23 protein-coding genes and 1 pseudogene are annotated in these 19,210 nt (G+C 37.9%); 8 read left to right on the top strand and 16 right to left on the bottom strand.

The window, feature by feature from the left end; translation table 11 throughout:
* Window positions 1-130: 130 nt before the first annotated feature.
* The 8 genes and pseudogenes from GO621_RS18805 to GO621_RS09870 all read right to left on the bottom strand — a co-directional run bounded on the left by GO621_RS18805 (window position 131) and on the right by GO621_RS09870 (window position 4,810).
* Entirely contained in the window at window positions 131-295 is a 165-nt protein-coding gene (locus tag GO621_RS18805) for a hypothetical protein (protein ID WP_198170204.1), read from the bottom strand.
* Window positions 279-748, bottom strand: a pseudogene (locus tag GO621_RS19390) (DUF6934 family protein). The gene GO621_RS18805 and the pseudogene GO621_RS19390 overlap by 17 nt, the downstream one beginning before the upstream one ends.
* Before the next feature lie 298 nt (window positions 749-1,046).
* Entirely contained in the window at window positions 1,047-1,688 is a 642-nt protein-coding gene (locus GO621_RS09845) for a hypothetical protein (protein ID WP_157566534.1), read from the bottom strand.
* 186 nt (window positions 1,689-1,874) lie between these two features.
* Entirely contained in the window at window positions 1,875-2,423 is a 549-nt protein-coding gene (locus GO621_RS09850) for a NifU family protein (RefSeq protein ID WP_157566535.1), read from the bottom strand.
* Between the two features lie 95 nt (window positions 2,424-2,518).
* Window positions 2,519-3,862 (bottom strand): adenylosuccinate lyase, encoded by a 1,344-nt coding sequence (gene purB, locus GO621_RS09855; protein ID WP_157566537.1) that lies wholly within the window; start codon window positions 3,860-3,862, stop codon window positions 2,519-2,521.
* Between the two features lie 160 nt (window positions 3,863-4,022).
* Window positions 4,023-4,250, bottom strand: coding sequence for a hypothetical protein (locus tag GO621_RS09860; protein WP_157566539.1), 228 nt, complete (start codon window positions 4,248-4,250; stop codon window positions 4,023-4,025).
* A gap of 84 nt (window positions 4,251-4,334) precedes the next feature.
* Complete coding sequence (locus tag GO621_RS09865; RefSeq protein WP_157566541.1) at window positions 4,335-4,523, bottom strand: hypothetical protein; 189 nt, start codon at window positions 4,521-4,523, stop codon at window positions 4,335-4,337.
* Window positions 4,524-4,594: 71 nt separating this feature from the next.
* Window positions 4,595-4,810, bottom strand: a complete 216-nt coding sequence (locus tag GO621_RS09870; RefSeq protein ID WP_157566543.1) for a hypothetical protein — start codon at window positions 4,808-4,810, stop codon at window positions 4,595-4,597.
* Between the two features lie 131 nt (window positions 4,811-4,941).
* On the opposite strand from GO621_RS09870, the gene GO621_RS09875 reads away from it, so the two are divergent.
* A complete protein-coding gene (locus GO621_RS09875) occupies window positions 4,942-5,508 on the top strand; it encodes an RNA polymerase sigma factor (RefSeq protein ID WP_317163428.1) in 567 nt (188 codons plus the stop codon).
* A gap of 12 nt (window positions 5,509-5,520) precedes the next feature.
* Complete coding sequence (locus tag GO621_RS09880) at window positions 5,521-6,618, top strand: S1C family serine protease (protein ID WP_157566545.1); 1,098 nt, start codon at window positions 5,521-5,523, stop codon at window positions 6,616-6,618.
* A 68-nt stretch (window positions 6,619-6,686) separates the two neighbouring features.
* Here the strand turns inward: GO621_RS09880 and GO621_RS09885 are convergent, their stop codons facing one another.
* The 3 genes from GO621_RS09885 to pdxH are packed head-to-tail and all read right to left on the bottom strand — an operon-like array spanning window position 6,687 to window position 9,036.
* Window positions 6,687-7,871: an NADH-quinone oxidoreductase subunit D gene (locus GO621_RS09885; protein ID WP_157566546.1), complete on the bottom strand. Its 1,185-nt coding sequence runs from the start codon at window positions 7,869-7,871 to the stop codon at window positions 6,687-6,689.
* A 26-nt stretch (window positions 7,872-7,897) separates the two neighbouring features.
* Entirely contained in the window at window positions 7,898-8,392 is a 495-nt protein-coding gene (locus GO621_RS09890) for an NADH-quinone oxidoreductase subunit C (protein WP_157566548.1), read from the bottom strand.
* Window positions 8,389-9,036, bottom strand: a complete 648-nt coding sequence (gene pdxH / locus GO621_RS09895; RefSeq protein WP_157566550.1) for a pyridoxamine 5'-phosphate oxidase — start codon at window positions 9,034-9,036, stop codon at window positions 8,389-8,391. The genes GO621_RS09890 and pdxH overlap by 4 nt, the downstream gene beginning before the upstream one ends.
* A gap of 209 nt (window positions 9,037-9,245) precedes the next feature.
* Between pdxH and GO621_RS09900 the strand changes: the two genes are divergently transcribed.
* The 3 genes from GO621_RS09900 to GO621_RS09910 all read left to right on the top strand — a co-directional run bounded on the left by GO621_RS09900 (window position 9,246) and on the right by GO621_RS09910 (window position 11,852).
* Window positions 9,246-9,809, top strand: coding sequence for a YqgE/AlgH family protein (locus GO621_RS09900; protein WP_157566552.1), 564 nt, complete (start codon window positions 9,246-9,248; stop codon window positions 9,807-9,809).
* A 182-nt stretch (window positions 9,810-9,991) separates the two neighbouring features.
* Window positions 9,992-10,714, top strand: a complete 723-nt coding sequence (locus GO621_RS09905; protein WP_157566554.1) for an RluA family pseudouridine synthase — start codon at window positions 9,992-9,994, stop codon at window positions 10,712-10,714.
* A 244-nt stretch (window positions 10,715-10,958) separates the two neighbouring features.
* Window positions 10,959-11,852: a Rieske 2Fe-2S domain-containing protein gene (locus GO621_RS09910; RefSeq protein WP_157566556.1), complete on the top strand. Its 894-nt coding sequence runs from the start codon at window positions 10,959-10,961 to the stop codon at window positions 11,850-11,852.
* An 86-nt stretch (window positions 11,853-11,938) separates the two neighbouring features.
* On the opposite strand, the gene GO621_RS09915 is transcribed toward GO621_RS09910, so the two are convergent.
* The 4 genes from GO621_RS09915 to GO621_RS09930 form a co-directional block, all read right to left on the bottom strand.
* Window positions 11,939-12,919 (bottom strand): type I phosphomannose isomerase catalytic subunit, encoded by a 981-nt coding sequence (locus tag GO621_RS09915; protein ID WP_157566558.1) that lies wholly within the window; start codon window positions 12,917-12,919, stop codon window positions 11,939-11,941.
* A gap of 6 nt (window positions 12,920-12,925) precedes the next feature.
* Window positions 12,926-13,264 carry a HepT-like ribonuclease domain-containing protein gene (locus tag GO621_RS09920; RefSeq protein WP_157566560.1) on the bottom strand — a complete coding sequence of 113 codons (339 nt, stop codon included), beginning with the start codon at window positions 13,262-13,264 and terminating at the stop codon, window positions 12,926-12,928.
* Entirely contained in the window at window positions 13,257-13,547 is a 291-nt protein-coding gene (locus GO621_RS09925; RefSeq protein WP_157566562.1) for a nucleotidyltransferase family protein, read from the bottom strand. Before GO621_RS09925 ends, GO621_RS09920 begins: the two co-directional genes overlap by 8 nt.
* Before the next feature lie 81 nt (window positions 13,548-13,628).
* On the bottom strand, window positions 13,629-14,864 hold the full coding sequence (locus GO621_RS09930) for an NADP-dependent isocitrate dehydrogenase (RefSeq protein WP_157566564.1): 1,236 nt from the start codon (window positions 14,862-14,864) through the stop codon (window positions 13,629-13,631).
* Window positions 14,865-15,020: 156 nt separating this feature from the next.
* Here GO621_RS09930 and GO621_RS09935 point away from each other — a divergent pair, with 156 nt between their 5' ends.
* Entirely contained in the window at window positions 15,021-15,503 is a 483-nt protein-coding gene (locus GO621_RS09935; protein WP_198170206.1) for a hypothetical protein, read from the top strand.
* 27 nt (window positions 15,504-15,530) lie between these two features.
* Here the strand turns inward: GO621_RS09935 and GO621_RS09940 are convergent, their stop codons facing one another.
* Entirely contained in the window at window positions 15,531-17,372 is a 1,842-nt protein-coding gene (locus tag GO621_RS09940; protein ID WP_157566566.1) for a DNA polymerase III subunit gamma/tau, read from the bottom strand.
* A gap of 118 nt (window positions 17,373-17,490) precedes the next feature.
* Between GO621_RS09940 and GO621_RS09945 the strand changes: the two genes are divergently transcribed.
* Entirely contained in the window at window positions 17,491-18,093 is a 603-nt protein-coding gene (locus tag GO621_RS09945) for a Uma2 family endonuclease (protein WP_157566568.1), read from the top strand.
* A gap of 70 nt (window positions 18,094-18,163) precedes the next feature.
* Window positions 18,164-19,120, top strand: coding sequence for a glycoside hydrolase family 43 protein (locus GO621_RS09950; RefSeq protein ID WP_157566570.1), 957 nt, complete (start codon window positions 18,164-18,166; stop codon window positions 19,118-19,120).
* Window positions 19,121-19,210: the final 90 nt, after the last annotated feature.

Genomic DNA, 19,210 nt, shown 5'->3' on the forward strand with positions numbered 1-19,210 from the left:
AAAAGGTGGGCAAAAGAAGTAGTTGAATGCTTCTTTTACCATATAATTTTGTTAGTTCAAATTTTGCCTAACGGCTTTTACCTCCTTAGAAATCTCGTCCAATGTCATTTCAGAAAGTCAAATACTTATTTTAGCGACTGTGCTTCTTCAAATCAGGAAGTTCAAATTTTTCAAAGTCCTCTTTTGCTTTTTTCACTTTTTCGGGAAATAGAACAATATTGTCGTACTTGTTTAATGACTTGTCAATACGAACAACCGGAACTTTCTTTTCATTCAATTCAAGTATGCTTTTCATAGTCCAAATTTAAGTTTTTTCTTTGTACAACAAATGCCTGATAGTCTTTGCCTTTTATAAATCTTTCCCATTCACTCTGGGTCAATCCGAAAATTTCAAAATCCTCCTGTACAATTTCGAAATACTTATTGATACCCATGCGGTAAAGCCGTGTTCGTGCTGCTGTACTTCCAGTGGCATAAATCCATAATTTCGGATGTTTATCACAAAAAGCATAAATAGCTGATACAATAGTGGCAAGAACTTTTTCGCTGTCACCGTTATCGGTAATAACCAAATCGTCAATCTCACCAGTTTCAGGTTTTTTGTCACCAAAGCAAGATTATAAAGACCGTTTTGATTAACAAGTGTAAACTGAATGAGTTTCTGAATTTTTCCTTTCGGTCCTTCGCTTAAAAATTCATATGTTAAAAATTGATCACCGGATTTAAATTCGTATCGGTCAAGTTTCATGCCTTTGTTAATGTAGGCGTGAAAATAATAATTTAAGTCTACTGTTGAAAATTTAGCGTGTCAAACCTTTTTGACCAACCGTTCAAAGCTTAACGAAGAACTTAAAATAGAAATCCTTCAGCCTAACCTAAACCAAATTAGATGTTTAAATGTTAATGCTTCTTTTATCAACTAATTTTTTGTTTTTATGCCTAAAACTGAAGCAACATAGTGAAACAAAAGTATTGCTCAATTCTTTTAGCCAGTTTTTTTGCTAAACCTTTGATCGTCGCACTGGCCTCTTATTAATATCCGTTTATTAATTTCTTTTTTTAATCCTACTTAACATTTTTGCTTTCTTTTCGTCAAACATTTCTTGCCAAAACAATTTGTCTTTGAGGGTTGAAGCATTTTCAATTCTTTTTCTGTCGTTAAGTTCTGTTTCTAACTTCATTCTTGCTCCTACTAATCTCATTTCAAACAATCCTGCTACTCCATTTTTATATCCTTGCTTTTGAGCTTCATCATTATATTCTCTATTTAAGAGATTGTCAATTTTAGAAAGTTCAATTGCCTTTTCAATGTCAGCAATCTCACCTTCAAAATCCAAAATTGCACCTTTTGATACTGACCTTGAAAAATATTTATTACAGTCATTTGATGCTAATGTAATTGATTTATCGAAATTATTAATTGCATCATAATCATAGTCCAGTTCTTGTAAACAACAACCTCTCATGCCAAATAATTTAGTTACTTCTGTAGGAAAGTTTTCTATAAAATTATATTCAAGAGCTTTGTCAAAATATAATAACGCATCATCTGTCTGCCTCTTGAGATAACAGTCTTTCCCTTTTTGAAAAAGGTCAAATCTATCCCACTTTCTTTTTAATTGTTCTTTTTCTTCGAGCGAAAGTTCTCGTTCCTTTTTCTTTCCAAATAATTCTGAAAGCCAAGTCATTTAGTGAATGTTAGAATTTGAGGTGATCAGCGTTTTAATTTAAATTAAACATATAAATTAAATGAAAAATATAACTGAAATGATAACAAAAGAATGTTTATTCAATAGCTAATATCAAAAAAATAGGGGTAAAAGAAGTATTTTGATACTTCTTTTACCCCTATAAAATTGAAAAGACTAATTGCCTTACAAAGCCTCAGAAACCACTTCCGTAACTTCAGGGACCATGCGTTTCAATAAACTTTCGATTCCTGATTTTAAAGTGATGGTGGATGAAGGGCAACCGCTGCAGGAACCGCGCAATTCTACGGTTACTACGCCATCTTCAAAAGATTTATAAGTAATGGCGCCGCCGTCCTGCTCTACAGCAGGGCGAACATAATCATGCAAAATCTGCTGAATTTTTACTTCTGCATCATCACCTTCAAAAGCAACAACTTCCTGTTCTTTTTCCTGAACGCTTAGTTCAGATTCAACCGCACCTTTTACAAATTCTTTTAAAATCGGTTCCAAATCGTTCCAGTCAGAACCTTCGGTTTTGGTAACAGTAACAAAGTTACTGGCAAAAAAAACACCGTTTACAAAGGAAAACTTAAACAGTTCTTTCGCAAAAGCTGATTTTTCTGCGCTTTCTGCAGTCGCAAAATCAGCACTTCCGTTAATTAACAACTTGTTTACAATAAACTTCATTGTTGCCGGATTTGGCGTGGTTTCGGTATATACGTTGATGTTCATGATGATCTCTTTTTTATAAAATTACAAAAAATAAAACAGCTTGTTTTGAATGCTTCTTTTATCGGCTATTTTTTACGGCTTGTTGACTTATCAGCTTAAATTCCGGTATAGTTAAAAGGCGTAATCGCGATCAGTTCCTGTTTCAGTTCCTCAGAAATATTTAACTGGTTTACAAAATTAGCAATGGTATGTTCATCAACATGGCCAGAAACACGTGTTAAATCTTTTAAAGCCTCGTAAGGGTTTGGATAACCTTCGCGGCGGAGGATGGTTTGAATAGCTTCTGCAACAACTACCCAGTTATCTTCCAGATCTGCACGTATCGCTGCTTCGTTTAGCACCAATTTATTTAAGCCTTTTATTATCGATTTAAAAGCGATTAGGGTATGCGCAAACGGAACGCCGATATTTCTTAGAACAGTTGAATCTGTAAGATCGCGCTGCAAACGGGAAATAGGCAATTTGGCAGCTAAATGTTCAAATAAAGCATTGGCAATTCCCAGGTTCCCTTCGGAGTTTTCAAAATCAATTGGGTTAACTTTATGCGGCATGGCCGATGAACCAACTTCTCCGGCTTTAATTTTTTGTTTGAAATAATTGATGGAGATGTAGGTCCAGATATCCCGGTTTAAGTCAATTAAAATGTTGTTGATCCTTTTCAGGTTATCACAATGCGCTGCAAATTGATCGTAATGCTCAATTTGAGTAGTAAACTGCGATCGGCTTAAACCTAAAACTTTGTTTACAAAATGGTTTCCAAACGCTTTCCAGTCGGTTGCCGGATAAGCAACATGATGCGCATTAAAATTGCCGGTTGCACCGCCAAATTTTGCTGCAAACGGAATTTGATGACAAAGTTGTAATTGCGCTTCCAGGCGTTCTACAAAAACCATCATTTCTTTGCCTAAACGTGTTGGCGATGCCGGTTGTCCGTGTGTACGCGCCAGCATTGAAACGTGCTTCCAATCTTCAGCAAAACCTTTAATTAAGTTGATTACTTCTTTTACCGCCGGAAAATATTGTTCCTCAACCGCTAACTTAAAAGAGTAGGGAATGGCCGTGTTGTTGATGTCCTGTGATGTTAGACCGAAATGGATAAACTCTTTGAAATCAGTTAAATTCAATCGGTCAAACTGTTTTTTCAAAAAATATTCTACTGCTTTTACATCATGATTTGTTATTTTCTCAATCTCTTTGATCGAAATTGCGTCCTCTTCTGTAAAATCAGCATAAATTTTTCTAAGATCTGCATAACTGTTTTTGTTAAAACCTGCAAGCTGGGGCAAAGGCAATTCGCAAAGCTGGATAAAATATTCCAGTTCTACATAAACCCGGAACTTGATGAGTGCTGCTTCCGAAAAGTACTTGCTTAACTGATTAGTTACCGGATAATAACGGCCATCAACAGGCGAAATAGCAGAAAGCGGAGACAATGGCATAAATTTAATTAACTATTCTGCAAAAGTAAAAATTACAACCACTCTTTATGGACATAAATCGAAGGTAATTCTTGCCAATGCTTCTTTTATGCCATAAAAAATTGAGGGCATAAAAAAAGCCATACAAATTGCATGGCTTTTCTTTTATTTAAAAAAATTATTACATTTTTTTAACAGTTGTTTTGGTAGATTTTAAAGTAGTGTCTTTTACAGTGCTGTCTTTAGCAATTGTATCTACTTTGCTGGTATCAGTTGTAGAAGAAGACATGCTGGAAGAATCGGTTTTGGTAGAATCAGAACCTTCGCCAGTTTTTTTGTTAGAGTTACAAGCAGCAACAGATAAAGAAATTGCTAAAGCTAAAAAGCCAAATTTGAATGATTTTTTCATGAAGAAATTTAAAATTTTTGCCTTTATACGGCAGGATGAATAAAAATGATTTGTTTTTTTTGAAATAATTTGCAAAAAAGCAAATTACATTTTTTTCGTAGTATCTTTTTTAGTTGTATCTGTTGTAGCAGCAGAATCAGTAGTAGTTGTGCTGGCAGCAGAATCAACTTTTGTAGAATCAGATGATCCTAATGCTTTTTTATCAGAACTGCAGGCAGCAACAGATAAAGATATAGCTAAAGCTAAAAAGCTTAATTTGAATACGTTTTTCATGTTTGGTTTTAGTATCAAATAAACAGGACTGATATAAAAAAGTATTATCAGTCCTGTTTATTAATTAATCATTACATTTTTTTGGTAGTATCAGCACCTGTAGCCATACCTTTTTTAGCAGTATCAGTAGTTGCTGATTTTGAAGTATCCATCATTTTAGATGAAGTATCAGTAGAAGTAGATACTGAAGTAGAATCAGCAGCAGTTGTAGATTTGTTAGAGTTACAAGCAGTAACTGATAAAGTAAGGGCTAAAGCTAAAAAGCCTAATTTGAATGCATTTTTCATGTTGTTTCCTATTTTTTTAAGCAGTGAAATTTTCAACTTAATACCCTAACCTCAAAAAGGTAACCCTGTAAATAAAAAAATATTTTTTTTTCGGAAAATGGGTTACATTTTTGTACAAACTGTATTAAGTGGTGAGTTTAAAGATAAATAGTTCTGTACCAACCGACAGCGAAGATATACTTGGGATTTTAAACAACTCTCCGGATACTTTAAAGCGTATTTACAAAGTTCATTTTCCGATGATTTTGCAAATGGTATTGAATAACAATGGAAATGAGGAGGATGCAAAAGATATTTATCAGGAAAGCATCATTATATTATATAACAAAGTTAAAGCAGGCGATTTTGAACTAACCAGCAAGCTAAAAACGTATATCTATTCGGTTTGCAGGCGTATTTGGTTAAAAAAATTAAACCAGCGGAGTAAAAAGGATGTCGAATTAAAAGAGATACATGATTATCTGCCTGTTGAAAATGACTTGGAAATGCACGAAATGCGCGACTTGCAATTTAGCAAAATGGAAGAATCCATGCTGATGCTCGGCGAACCTTGCAGGACCATTATCCAGGATTTTTACATGCAAAACAAATCTATGCAGGAGATTTGTGACAAGTTTGGTTATACCAATCCTGAAAATGCAAAAACGCAGAAATATAAATGCCTGCAACGGTTAAAAAAGCTGTTTTTTCAGCTATAAATATTGAAGAAGATGAACGAGCCACAATTACTTGATTTGATTGAAAGATACCTCGGCCATGAGCTTTCTGGGCAAGAGCAGATTGAGTTTGAACGGATGCGCAAAAGCGATGCAGTAATAAATAATCGCATTAAAGAGCATCAGCAGTTTTTAAAATATATGGCCGATTGGAACGAGCGTTTGGAATTTGAAAATACCTTAAATGCCATCCACGAAGAAATTGATGTAGATGCTGTTAAAGAAAAACTTGGCCTTCGTCAGGGCCGTGTGGTTACTTTATGGCGCAACCATCATTCAAAAATTTCGGTTGCTGCTTCTGTAGCCATTTTTGCGGTAATGCTTACTTTGTTTTTTACCGGTTATTTTAATAATCAAAACCAGCAATCAAAATATAGCGCTTTACGACGCGATTTAGAAACCGTTAAGCGGTCTCAAAATGCTTTGATCCGGGATATAACAGGAAAATCTGCCCGCAAAAAAAACCTTAATCCCGGTGATTTTGGCGGAACCGGATTTGCCATTAATACCAACGGTGATATTATTACTAATTTTCATGTGATAAACGGAGCTGATTCTGTTTATGTACAAAACTCTAACGGCGATTCTTACAAAGCAGTTGCTGTTTATACCAATGCCGATTATGACCTGGCGGTTTTACATATCACCGATACTTCTTTTAAACGGTTAAGTGCAGTGCCTTATGCTTTCAAAAAATCAAAAGCGGATTTAGGCGAAGATGTATTTACGCTGGGTTATCCGAAAGATTCTGTAGTAATTGGTAAAGGTTATTTAAGTTCTTTTACCGGTTATGATAATGATTCTCTGGCTTACCAGGTTTCTATTCCGGTTAACCCTGGCAACAGCGGTGGCCCGCTTTTGGATAGTTACGGAAACGTAATCGGGATCATCAAAGGCAAACAAACCCAGGTTGATGGTGCTGCTTTTGCTACAAAATCCAGTTATTTAATGAAAGCTATCCAGGAAATGCCTGCTGATTCTACCGGCAAAAAAATTGTTTTAAACAGTAAAAACAGCATGTCTAAACTCACCCGTTCGCAGCAAATTAAAAAACTGCAGAACTACGTTTTTATGGTGAAGGTTTATAATTGAAATGCTTCTTTTAGCCCCTTAAAATCTATACATAAATTCGAAAAGCTCCGTAAAAGGGGCTTTTTTTGTTAACGGTCTAATTCGCCCAACACAATATCTATAGAACCGATAATGGCTACCAGATCAGCAATCATCACACCTTTGCTAATGGCAGGCAACACAGATAGATTATTAAAACTCGGCCCGCGCGCTTTCACACGTTTTGGTATTTCTGTTTTGCCATCTGCAATAAAATAAAAACCAAGTTCGCCTTTCGGGTTTTCTGCCCGTATGTAATAATCCTGTGCTTTTGGAATAATTTTGCGGGGAAGTTTTGCACGCGGATCAAAATCAGGTGTACGTTTCAGTTCTTTCTGCAAACGTTCTACGCATTGCTCAATCATTTTTAACGATTCGCCAATTTCATCAATACGTACTTTAAAACGGTCCCAGCAATCGCCCACACTTCCCATTTCTCCTTTTCCAACCGGAATATCAAAATCCAGTTCAGGATAAACAGAATAACCATCAATACGGCGCAAATCCCATTTCAATCCAGACCCTCGTAGCATCGGCCCTGAACAGCCATAATTAATAGCAACATCCAAGGGCAACACACCAACATTAGCCGTACGGTTGATAAACACCTGGTTATTGGTCAACAACTCATTCAGCTCAACCATTTTCGGTTTAAAGTAATCTACAAATTCCTTGCAGCGTTCTTCAAAACCAACCGGCAAATCATAAAACAAACCGCCAACCCAAATAAAGTTATACAACAACCTTGCGCCAGAAGCCCATTCCAGCAAACCCATAATATGCTCCCTATCACGGAAACACCATAAAAAAGGTGTAAAAGCGCCAATATCAATGCCATAAGTACCTAAGGCAATTAAATGTGAACCAATCCGGTTCAGTTCGCAAACCAGAACACGAATGTACTCTACCCGTTTCGGAATTTCCTGATCAATGCCCAGCATCCGTTCTACACCCATCACAAAAGCATGGCTGCTATTCATAGACGAAAGGTAATCCAACCGGTCTGTATAAGGAATAGTCTGCTGATACGACATCGATTGCCCGTGCTTTTCGAAACAGCGGTGCAAATAACCAACATGCGGAATTACTTCGTTTACAATTTCGCCATCCGTTATCAGTTCCAGTCGTAACACGCCATGTGTAGATGGGTGCTGCGGGCCCATATTTAAAACCAGTTCCTCGGCGCTCAGGTTTTGAATGCGTTCCTGGTATCTTTTAAATGCTTCGTTTATCATATAAAAATCCCTGTCTTGCAGCAGCTTTAATCAATCCTGATGCCTTTATAATATTCCGCGCTTTTATAATCGTTTCTTAACGGAAAACCTTCCCAATCATCCGGCAATAAAATACGGCGCAAATCCGGGTGGCCTTCAAAATCAATCCCCAATAAATCATAAGCTTCCCGCTCGTGCCAGTCGGCCGTACGGTAAACATTTGAAACTGTTGGAAAGGAGGGAAGCACCTCTGGACCAGCAGGTTTTTCTACACTTACTTTAAGCGTTAGTTGCGTTTGATAAGGGATAGACGACAGGTGATAAACTACACCAAAACGCTTTTCCTGCCCGTAATCCACACCGGAAAGGCAAGCCAGAAAATCAAAATAAGTTTGCGGATGATCGCGTAAAAAAAGGCAAACCTCCGAAATTTGTTTTGGGTGGATGAGCAAAGCAGGTTGCAGGCCAGCTGTTTCTTCGCCCACAATTACACTTTCTCCAAATTTTCCTGTTAAAAGAAGCTTTATTTCTTCAAAACTCATGGTGCTAAACGAACAATTTTCCAGGCTTTCTGGTCGGCTTTTTTATAAACAATACGATCGTGCAAACGGCTTGACCTTCCCTGCCAAAACTCAATCAGCCTCGGTTTTAAAATATAACCACCCCAGTGTGCTGGCTTGGGCACTTCCTTGTTTTCGTATTCCTGCTCCAGTTGCTGCCATTTGCTTTCCAGTTCTTCCCTCGAACTGATTTCCTGGCTTTGCGGAGAAACTACAGCACCAATCTGGCTTCCTTTTGGCCGGGAATGAAAATATTTGGCAGAATATTCTTTGCTTAGTTTTTCTATCGTTCCTTCAATCCGTACCTGGCGTTCCATTTCGGCCCAGTAAAAAATTAAACTGGCCAAAGGGTTTTTGGTGAGTTCTTTTCCTTTACGGCTGAGGTAATTGGTGTAAAATTTAAAACCATCATCACTAAAACCTTTCAGCAAAACAATTCGTGCCGATGGCCGGCCATCGGTAGTTGCGGTAGCCAAAGTCATGGCATTGGGTTCGTAGAGCTTGGCCTGCAAAGCTTCGTTAAACCATTTTTCAAACTGTTTGACCGGGTTTGGGTTTACATCAGCTTCTGATAAAGTAGCCGAGCGGTAATCTCTTCTTAAATTTTCTATACTTTCCTGTTCCATCTGCCACAAACTTACAAATTGCTATTTTAGGTGTAACTATTATCAAAACTAAATTTTAACCGGAAAAAATGATGATGCTTCTTTTAGCAGTAAAAAATTTAATTTAAGCGGAAAAAGAGAACATCATAAATTTAATTGTTTTTTTGTGCTGATAAAAGAAGCTTGACTAAAAAATCAGCAACTTTGTATAACAACCACGAGGAAAAAATATGTTAAACACCTTAAAACCGGCAGCCGGCAGGTTGCTAATTGCAGAACCATTTATGTTAGACCCAGAGTTTAAGCGCTCTGTTATTCTAATAACGGAGTATGCAGAACAAGGCGTAGTGGGTTTTGTGCTAAACCATCCATCAGGTTTATATATTAATGATGCCATAATTGATTTCCCGGAAACAGATACCAAACTGTTTACCGGCGGGCCTTGCAATAACGAAAGGCTTCACTTTTTGCACCGTTGTCCGGAAAAAGTATCGGGCGGAATAGATATTGGTAACGGTATTTTTTGGGGAGGGGATTTTGAAGAAGTTAAAACGATGTTTAAGCTCAATTTAATTACAGCCGATGAAATTAAATTTTTTCTGGGTTATTCTGGCTGGGGTGCAGAACAGTTAGACAAAGAATTAAGCTTGAACAGTTGGATTGTTTCCGATCAGTTTGATAAGGGTTTGATTTTTAGTGATGAAGAAGAGGACCTATGGAAAGAAGCAGTAACCAATTTAGGCGACCGCTATGCGCATATTGTTAATTTTCCAAGTAACCCGCAGTTAAATTGATGCTTGCAATGCTTCTTTTACCAGTTAAATTCGGGTGTATTTTGAGTGGTTATGTTGTCATTTAGATTAAAGGAAGAAATCGTTATTAAATAATATAAGAAATAGGAAACCCTTTTAAAGAAGGTTCCTTCCTAACGTTGCTATGCCAAGAAGCATGCTTCTTTTATCACCTAAAATTCATCATGCGCCAATCACAATTTATAAATCCACCTTCTGATATTACTGCAAAAGATATTTTGTATGAAGATAACCACTTAATTGCGGTCAATAAAAGGGCAGGGGATATTGTGCAGGTTGATGAAACCGGAGATGAACCGCTAGATGAAAAAGTGAAGCGATACATCGCCCAAAAATACAACAAGCCAAACGGTGCTTTCTTAGGTGTGGTGCACCGGTTAGACCGGCCGGTAAGCGGTGTAATTTTGTTTGCTAAAACAAGTAAAGCACTTGAACGCGTAAACGAGCTATTTAAAAGCCGGGACATGCACAAAACCTATTGGGCAGTTGTTAGAAACAGGCCAGTACCAGAAAGCGGAAATTTAGTTCATTGGCTAGTTAAGAATCAGCAAAAAAACGTAACTACGCCTCATATTCGGGAAGTTGCAGGAAGCCAGCGGGCAGAGTTAAATTATAAATTAATTGGCGAATTGAATGGTTATTATTTGATCGAGATAGATCCGATAACTGGTCGTCCGCATCAAATCCGTGTTCAGCTTTCTACTCTTGGCTGCCCTATTGTAGGCGATAATAAATATGGTTATCCGCGTGGAAGTTTGAAGAAAAGTATTTGCCTGCACGCTCGCCAACTGCAATTCATTCATCCTGTAAAAAAAGGACCGGTAGCTATTTTAGCGCCTTTACCAAAAGATGGTTTTTGGGAGAAGTTTGAAGTTTTCGGGCACTAATTTTTGTGCCATAAAAGAAGCATCGGTACAAATCATCATTCAGGATCCCTTTTGTTTGCCCCCAATTCAGAACGCAATAAAAAGGCATTTTTCTTTTGGGTTGAATATATCTGCTTTTTAGTAAAACATTGTATGTAATTTCTTCCTTTTTAACAATTAAACTGGTTTTTATAAGCGGATTCGTAAGTTAAGATGCGAGTCCAAAAATCAGATTAGAAGTTAATTAAAAGGAGGAGAAAAACAAATGAATTCAGAAGACGTGATGGACACCATTGCCAAACAGGAATGGCTTAAAGCAGTAGGAAAAAAACTTCAGCCAACAGTTATTAAAGCATTTGAAGCAGGCGGAGAAACCGGGCAAAAAATAAAGAATTTTTTACACGGGACCTGGTTAGGCCATCCGCTGCATCCGATTATTACCGATGTTCCTGTCGGTTCATGGACGGCTGCAGTAGTATTAGATGCGATGGAATTATCTGGTCAGAAAAAATATGCAGCAGGCGCCGATGCAGCAATTGCGATAGGATTAGCTGGAGCCGTTGGCGCAGCAGTTTCCGGCATAACAGATTGGTCTGGAACTACCCAAAAAAGAAGTCAGATTGGTTTGATGCACGGTATTTTAAACGTTGCTGCCACTGCTCTCTACACAACTTCATATATTATGCGCAAAAATAAAGGTCCGCGCAAAACTGCAATTGGTTTAGCCCTATTGGGTTATGGCATTACAAGCGCTGCAGCTTATTTGGGCGGACATTTGGTTTATGTGGAACAAACCGGCGTTGACCATACCGCAACAGCAGCAAAATATCCGAAAGAATTTGTGGCGGTTTTGCCGGAAAACGAATTAGCAGATAATTCGATGAAACGGGTACAAGCCGGAGAAATACCGGTTTTATTAGCTAAGAAAAACGGTGAAATATTTGCTATCGCCCATACTTGTTCGCATTTAGGCGGGCCACTTTCAGAAGGTGATTTATTGGATGATAATTGCGTTCGTTGTCCTTGGCACGGCTCTGTTTTTTCTTTGGAAGACGGAAGTGTAGTAGATGGGCCGGCAACCGCACCACAGCCTAAATTTGAAGTCAGGACCAACAATGGCCAAATTGAAGTCAGGCTGATAAAAAACGATAAACCATAAGATTTAACAAAAGGTTACTAAGATTTTAGGCTGATAAAAGAAGCATCAAACTCCTGATGCTTCTTTTATCAGCCTAAAAATTTTACTTAACCAACAAAAGTTTCCAGCAATTTAAAACCAATTGAAGTTTCCAGTTGAATGTTTTTAATAGCATTCGGGATCAAAACACAATCTCCCTTTTTAACCGGATATTTTTCGTTACTGCAAACCAGGTCATAAGCGCCATCAACGCAAACATGGATTACAAAAGAATCCAAAGCAGTATAATCACGCGAAGTATTCTCGGTAAATTCCAAGACGTTTGTTGTAAAGTAAGGACAAGTTACGGCTTCCACAGATTCATTGATTTTATGATGATACTTGGATTTATATTCCGGATAAACTTTGTAATCAATTGCAGCTAAAGCTTCCTCTGTGTGTAATTCCCGTTTTTGGCCTTTATCATCCACACGGTCAAAATCGTAAATGCGGTAAGTAATATCCGAAGTTTGCTGGATTTCTGCAATCAGCAATCCTTTTCCGATAGTATGAACACGACCGGCAGGCAAGAAGAAAATATCTCCGGCTTCTACTTCCTCTTTATTTAAAATATCAGAAAGTTTGCCGCTATTCAGTTTCTCCAGATAAAGCTTTTCATCCACCTGCTGGTTAAAACCAGAAATTAAGGTTGAACCAGGATCAGCCTGCAAAACATACCACATTTCTGTTTTTCCAAAAGAGTTATGGCGTTTTTTTCCCAATTCGTCGTCAGGATGCACTTGTATGGAAAGATCATCGTTGGCATCAATAAATTTAATCAGTAACGGAAATTCGGTCCCAAACTTTTTGTAAAGCTTTTCACCGGCAAGATTTCCCTGGTAATGGTCTAACAGTTCTGTTAAGGTTTTGCCTGCTAACGGCCCGTCTGCAACTACAGAAATATCACCTTTTACGCCTGATACTTCCCAGGTTTCGCCGCAGTTTGGCAACGGTGCAAAATCTTTTCCTAAAACAGTTTTAATTTTTTCTCCACCCCAGATTTTATCTTTAAAGATGGTTTTGAATTTTAGCGGATATAGTGAGGACATAAATATTTAATCTTCAATAATTTTTGATAGTTGGTCGATTAACAAAAGTAGATAGGTTTCTTTAATACGCCAAACAGTAGTTAGATCAATTCCAAAGTATTCATGGACGATTCTGTTTCTAAATCCTATAATTCTATACCAATCGATGTCAGTATAACCGGATTTAAAATCTTCTGTTAATTTATTTGCGGCTTCACCTATAATTTCAAAATTTCTTAGAACGGCATCAACCTTAATCTCATCTTCTTTAAATGTTTCAAAAGTATTGCTGGCTGTATACTTTTGAATTTTTAATGCACTTTGCAGAATATCTTCTATAAGCAATTGATTATTTCTTTTAGACATAAAGTATCTCAGGTTCAATCACTTCATAGTATCTTGGCTTAATCCCGTTTCTTGAAACTAAATCGACTCTGCGGTTGAGTTTTTCCTCCAGTTCATCTGCTAAATCAATAAATTCAACTCCAATTGGTTTACTAAAGGTTACCAAAATATCAATATCGCTTTGATCTGTAAAATCATCCCGAACAATGGAACCAAAAAGCCCTAATGAACTTACGCCATATTTAGACATAAGTTCTGGTTTTAGTTGCTTCAAAGTAATTTTTACTTCTTCAAGGTATGACATGGTAACAAATATAAGTAATTAACAAAGAAGCACGCTGTCCTTTTACAGAGCGTGCTTCTTTTATCAGCATAAAATCAGGATTTAGAAACCTAATTTAGCTTTTAAATTTTCATCAATTGCAGCTAAAAACTCTTCTGTGTAAAGATAATCGCGGCCGTGTTCTACTTTGTTTCCGTGGATGCAAACGGCTAAATCTTTAGTCATTTTGCCGCTTTCTACCGTTTCGATACAAACTTCTTCCAATGTTTTGCAGAAGTTGATCAATTCCTGGTTGTTGTCTAAAATTCCGCGGAATTCTAAACCACGGGTCCAGGCAAAAATAGAAGCAATCGGGTTGGTAGAAGTTGGTTTGCCAGCCTGATGATCACGATAATGACGTGTAACTGTACCATGTGCAGCTTCTGCTTCCATCGTTTTGCCATCCGGCGTAACCAAAGTGGAAGTCATCAAACCTAAAGAACCGAAACCTTGTGCAACGGTGTCAGATTGTACGTCGCCGTCATAGTTTTTACAAGCCCAAACAAAGTTACCGTTCCATTTTAAGGCCGAAGCAACCATGTCGTCAATTAAACGGTGCTCGTAAGTAATGCCAGCTTCCTTAAATTTAGTTTTAAATTCCTGCTGATAGATCTCTTCAAAAATATCTTTAAAACGGCCATCGTATTTTTTTAGGATAGTGTTTTTAGTGGATAAATAAAGTGGCCAGCCTTTCATTAATGCCTGGTTAAAACAAGCATGTGCGAATCCTCTGATAGATTCATCCGTATTGTACATGGCCAAAGCAACGCCATCTCCTTTAAAATTGTAAACTTCAAAAGATTGTTCTGCGCCGCCATCTTCAGGAGTAAAAGTGATGGTTAATTTACCTTTTCCTTTCGTTACAAAGTCTGTAGCGCGATACTGATCGCCAAAAGCATGACGGCCAATGCAAATAGGAGCAGTCCAGTTTGGCACCAAACGAGGCACATTGCTCATCACAATCGGCTCGCGGAAAACTGTTCCGTCCAGAATATTCCGGATCGTTCCGTTCGGCGATTTCCACATTTGTTTCAAGCCAAATTCTTCTACACGTGCTTCATCAGGTGTAATTGTTGCGCATTTTATACCAACACCACAAGCTTTAATAGCATTAGCTGCATCAATGGTAACCTGATCGTTTGTTTCGTCGCGGTATTCAACGCCCAGATCAAAATATTGAATGTCCAGATCCAAGTAGGACAGGATAAGCTTATCTTTAATAAATTTCCAGATGATGCGGGTCATCTCGTCGCCATCCAGTTCAACAACCGGATTTGTTACTTTAATTTTCTGTGGCATAAGAGGTTTTTAAATAGAATGCTGTTTTTAGTGTTCCAAATATATAAAAATGCAATTATGGCTGCCCCGATATTTGATATAAAATTTTAGCTTAGTGTATAATTAGTAAAACTTCTGGCTTGATTTTTTCTTTATCTCTTTAAAATAACAATTATCATGATTGATCAAAATACAACCTCTCCTGGTTTTAATGACGAAAACTTAGACCGGGACAAAAAGCTAAAGGATGACCTGGGCAATAGGACAGATGCAGAAGACCTGTTATACAATGCGGATAAAAACAGTTATGAAATTGACGTAAAAAGCGAAGATCCGGATTATCAGCACGATTTTCCTTACAATACCGCTGCGCCAAACGGAGAAGATTTTAATTCGACCTATGATGAAGCTAACCCGGAAGCAGTTGATGAATATATTCCGAATGAAAGCCTGGAAACTGACGTTGATAACCTGGGAATGCATATTGACCACGGACAAAGTGTAGAATTAGACCCGATAGACGAAGTGCTTTCCCGTACACCGGAAGATGACCGCGATGACCTGGATGAAGAAGGTTATCCGAAAAATGACCGTGGAATTGATGCAGAAGGTTATCCTAAAAAAAGCGCGGGCGATAACGATACCGAGTTTTTTAAGTAAGATTAGAACTTGAGGTTTCCGGCTCTTTTAGTCGATTTCCAGGTTAAAGCGTTTTCTTAATTCCGCCAATTCAGGATTTTTGGCAGCCATAAACTGAAATTTTTCTACCGGAGAATATGGTTTTCTCGACCCGGATTGTTCTTCAATCCGGGTTTGTATTTCTATATTAAAGTTTCTTAATGAAGTCCGCAAAAAGTTCATCAGGTTTGGTTTGTCTTCCCTGAAACTATTTTCCTGGCTTTTGTTTTCCAGAATCAGTTCAAAAATATAAGGCTGCAACATTACCGGTTTTTTGTTGTTAAAAACAGTAAGTAGCGTCATGCCTTTATCTTCTGCTTTGGCTTTTGCTGCATACTCGTTCCATTTTTGTAAAAAGGTTTCGTTATCAAAATTCTCAGCATCATTTCCCTTTAAATAAGGATCATCTTCTGCAATTTCTTGCGAAACTGTTTTACCTAAATCTTTTAAGGAAGGAATTTTAACGGAAGTTGAAGCGAGATTAAGATTCGGGATAAATACTGTTGATTTTTCAACTGGCTTTTCAACAGGTTTTATATCAGGTTTTTCAACTGGTTTGTATGCTAATTCAGGTTCGGTAACTGCTGGCAGATCAGCTTTTTTTATTTCTGGTTCAGCCAGTGTTTGATCAATTTTTACACTAATTTCCTGTGGCTGATTAGAAGTAGCAGGTGGCAAGGTTACAAGGTCAACTTTTTTTTTACCAGGATCTTCCGGCCTGCTTGCGGTTGATGCTTCTTTTACCAGGTTAAAAGCAGCATTGATGTGGCACATTTTAATCAAAGCCAATTCTACCTGCAAGCGTTGGTTTTTACTTAATTTATAGTTCAGGTCGCACTGATTGGCAATATTTAGCGCAGAAACTAAAAACGAAGCTGAAATTTGCTGTGCCTGCTGTTCGTACTTTTTGCGGATTCCTTCGCTCACTTCCAGCAGTTTTAAGGTTGAAACATCTTTCCCGACCAATAAATTACGGAAATGATTAGCTAAACCGGTTATAAAATGATAGCCGTCAAAACCGTTTGCTAAAATTTCATTCAGGATCAATAAACTTTGAGGCGTATTTTCATTCAGAATATAATCTGTAAGCCTGAAATAATAATCATAATCCAGAATGTTCAGGTTATCAATAACCAGCTTGTAAGTAATTTCTTTTCCACCGGAAAAACTAACGATCTGATCAAACATCGATAAAGCATCGCGCAAACCGCCATCAGCTTTTTGTGCGATGATGTGCAAACCGTCTTCCTCGTAATTGATATGCTCTTTTTGCGCGATAAATTCCAGATGTTTGGTCATATCTTCCACACCAATCCGGTTAAAATCAAAAATCTGGCAACGGGAGAGGATGGTAGGTAAAATCTTATGCTTTTCGGTTGTGGCCAGGATGAAAATAGCATAAGAGGGCGGTTCTTCCAGCGTTTTTAAAAAAGCGTTAAAAGCAGCCTGCGAAAGCATATGTACCTCATCAATAATGTAAATTTTATAACGACCGGCTTGTGGCGGAATGCGGACCTGTTCTATTAGATTCCGGATGTCGTCCACAGAATTATTGGAAGCAGCGTCCAACTCATGCACATTAAAAGAATTGCCGTTTTGAAAAGCGCGGCAGGAATCGCAAACACCACAAGCTTCAATATCTGGTTGTAAATTTTGGCAATTGATGGTTTTAGCAAGGATACGCGCACAAGTAGTTTTACCCACACCACGCGGGCCACAGAATAAAAATGCTTGCGCCAGCTGGTTATTTTTGATCGCGTTTTTAAGCGTTCCGGTGATATGGCGCTGGCCAACAACACTTTCAAACGTAACCGGGCGGTATTTACGGGCTGAAACTACAAAATTATCCATCAATGCGAAGTTAAACAGAAGCCGGGGTTTGTGCAAGTAATGATTGTGATGCTGTTTTTATCGTGCAAAAATCGTTAAAGAATTAATTTGTATTTTTGAAAATCAAGATTTACCGATAATGCAATTCTCCGATCTCGATCTAAACAAAACCTACACTTACGCCGATTATTTAAAATGGACTTTTGATGAACGGCTGGAATTAATAAAAGGACGGATTTTTAAAATGAGCCCGGCACCGGCAGAGGTGCACCAGCGCATATCTGCAATTGTTGGTAATGAATTATACAATTATCTGAAAGGCAAACCTTGTAGAGTTTATGCTGCCCCTTTTGATGTCAGGCTGGTACGAAAATCAGTTTCAGACCAGGAAGTTACAACCGTTCTTCAACCTGATATTTGTGTAATTTGTGATCTTCATAAAATTGATAAAAAAGGCTGTATCGGTGCACCGGACATTGTGGTAGAAATTCTTTCTAAAGGCAACAACAAAACTGAACTGAAGAACAAGTACGAGGTTTACGAAGAAGCAGGTGTAAAGGAATATTGGATTATTCAACCACAGGGAAAAATGTTTTTCAAGTATATTTTAAATGAAAACGGGAAATTTCAGCCTACAAAAATATTGACACTTGGAGATGAAATTACAAGTCCAATATTACCAGGCTTTTCTTTAAGTTTAGATGAAGTTTTTGCTGAACTTTTAAACGGATTAGCTGATTGAAAATTTGATACTGTTTTTATCACCCTAAAAACAGCATTCTGTTATTGCTGTTGCAACTTATAAAAACACAATGTCTCAGCCACAGCAAACTACTTACACCAATCCGGTTATCAATGCCGATTTTCCAGACCCTTCTGTAATTTATGTTCCCGGTGATGGTTATTATGCTTATGCTACGCATGATGAGTTTTCGCCAACGATCAATAATATTCAGGTTTCTAAATCAGTAGATTTAGTTAACTGGTCGGAGCCGGAAGGCGCGTTGGCAGAGCCGCCCGTTTGGGCTAAAAATTGTCATAAATATTGGGCGCCACAAGTTGTAAAGGTTGGCAACCAATATCGGTTATATTATGCTGCAGAGCCAGATACGAAAGATGGGATGTGCCTGGCAATGGCTGTTTCTGAACGGCCTTACCATTTTTTGGATATGGGTAAACCATTGGCACAAGTGCCAGGCTCTACTTACCAGATGATTGACCCATGCTTCTTTTATGACACTAAAACTGGTAAGAACCTGTTGTATTATGGCTCGGCGCATGAACCAATCCGTGTGGTTGAAGTTGCAGATGACGGCTATTCTTTCATTAGCAAACCAATTGTTGTGTTAAATACAAAACCGGGAGTGCAGTACGAAAGCCTTCGCGAAGGTGCTTTTGTAACTTACCAGTCCAGTTACGACCGTTATTTTTTATGGGTTTCGGGCGATAATACCTGGGCAGAAAACGGTTATGCCGTAAGTATTTTTTGGTCTGATGATCCACAGAAAGAATTTCAGCCTGTCCCCGGCAATCATATAATTTTAAAACCCAATGAACAATGGGATTCACCTGGTCAAAATTGTATTTTAACAGATGAAGCAGGTAACGATTGGATAATGTACCATGCCGTAGACCCTGCAGATCGTTTTAATGAAGGAACAGATCATTTTAAACGTAAAATGTGTATGGACAGGGTTTTTTATAATGAAGAAGGCTGGCCAGAAGTAGAAGGGAACTCGCCATCATTTACCAAAGTTGATTTATCCTAAAGCGAACTTATAAACAAGTAAGTTATACAATAAACTACTAAGATTTTAAAATGTACTTTTAGAGGTAGTGGTATAAATTCTTTTCACATT

The sequence above is a fragment of the Mucilaginibacter arboris genome (assembly GCF_009754915.1).
Classification (GTDB): Bacteria; Bacteroidota; Bacteroidia; order Sphingobacteriales; family Sphingobacteriaceae; genus Mucilaginibacter_A; species Mucilaginibacter_A arboris.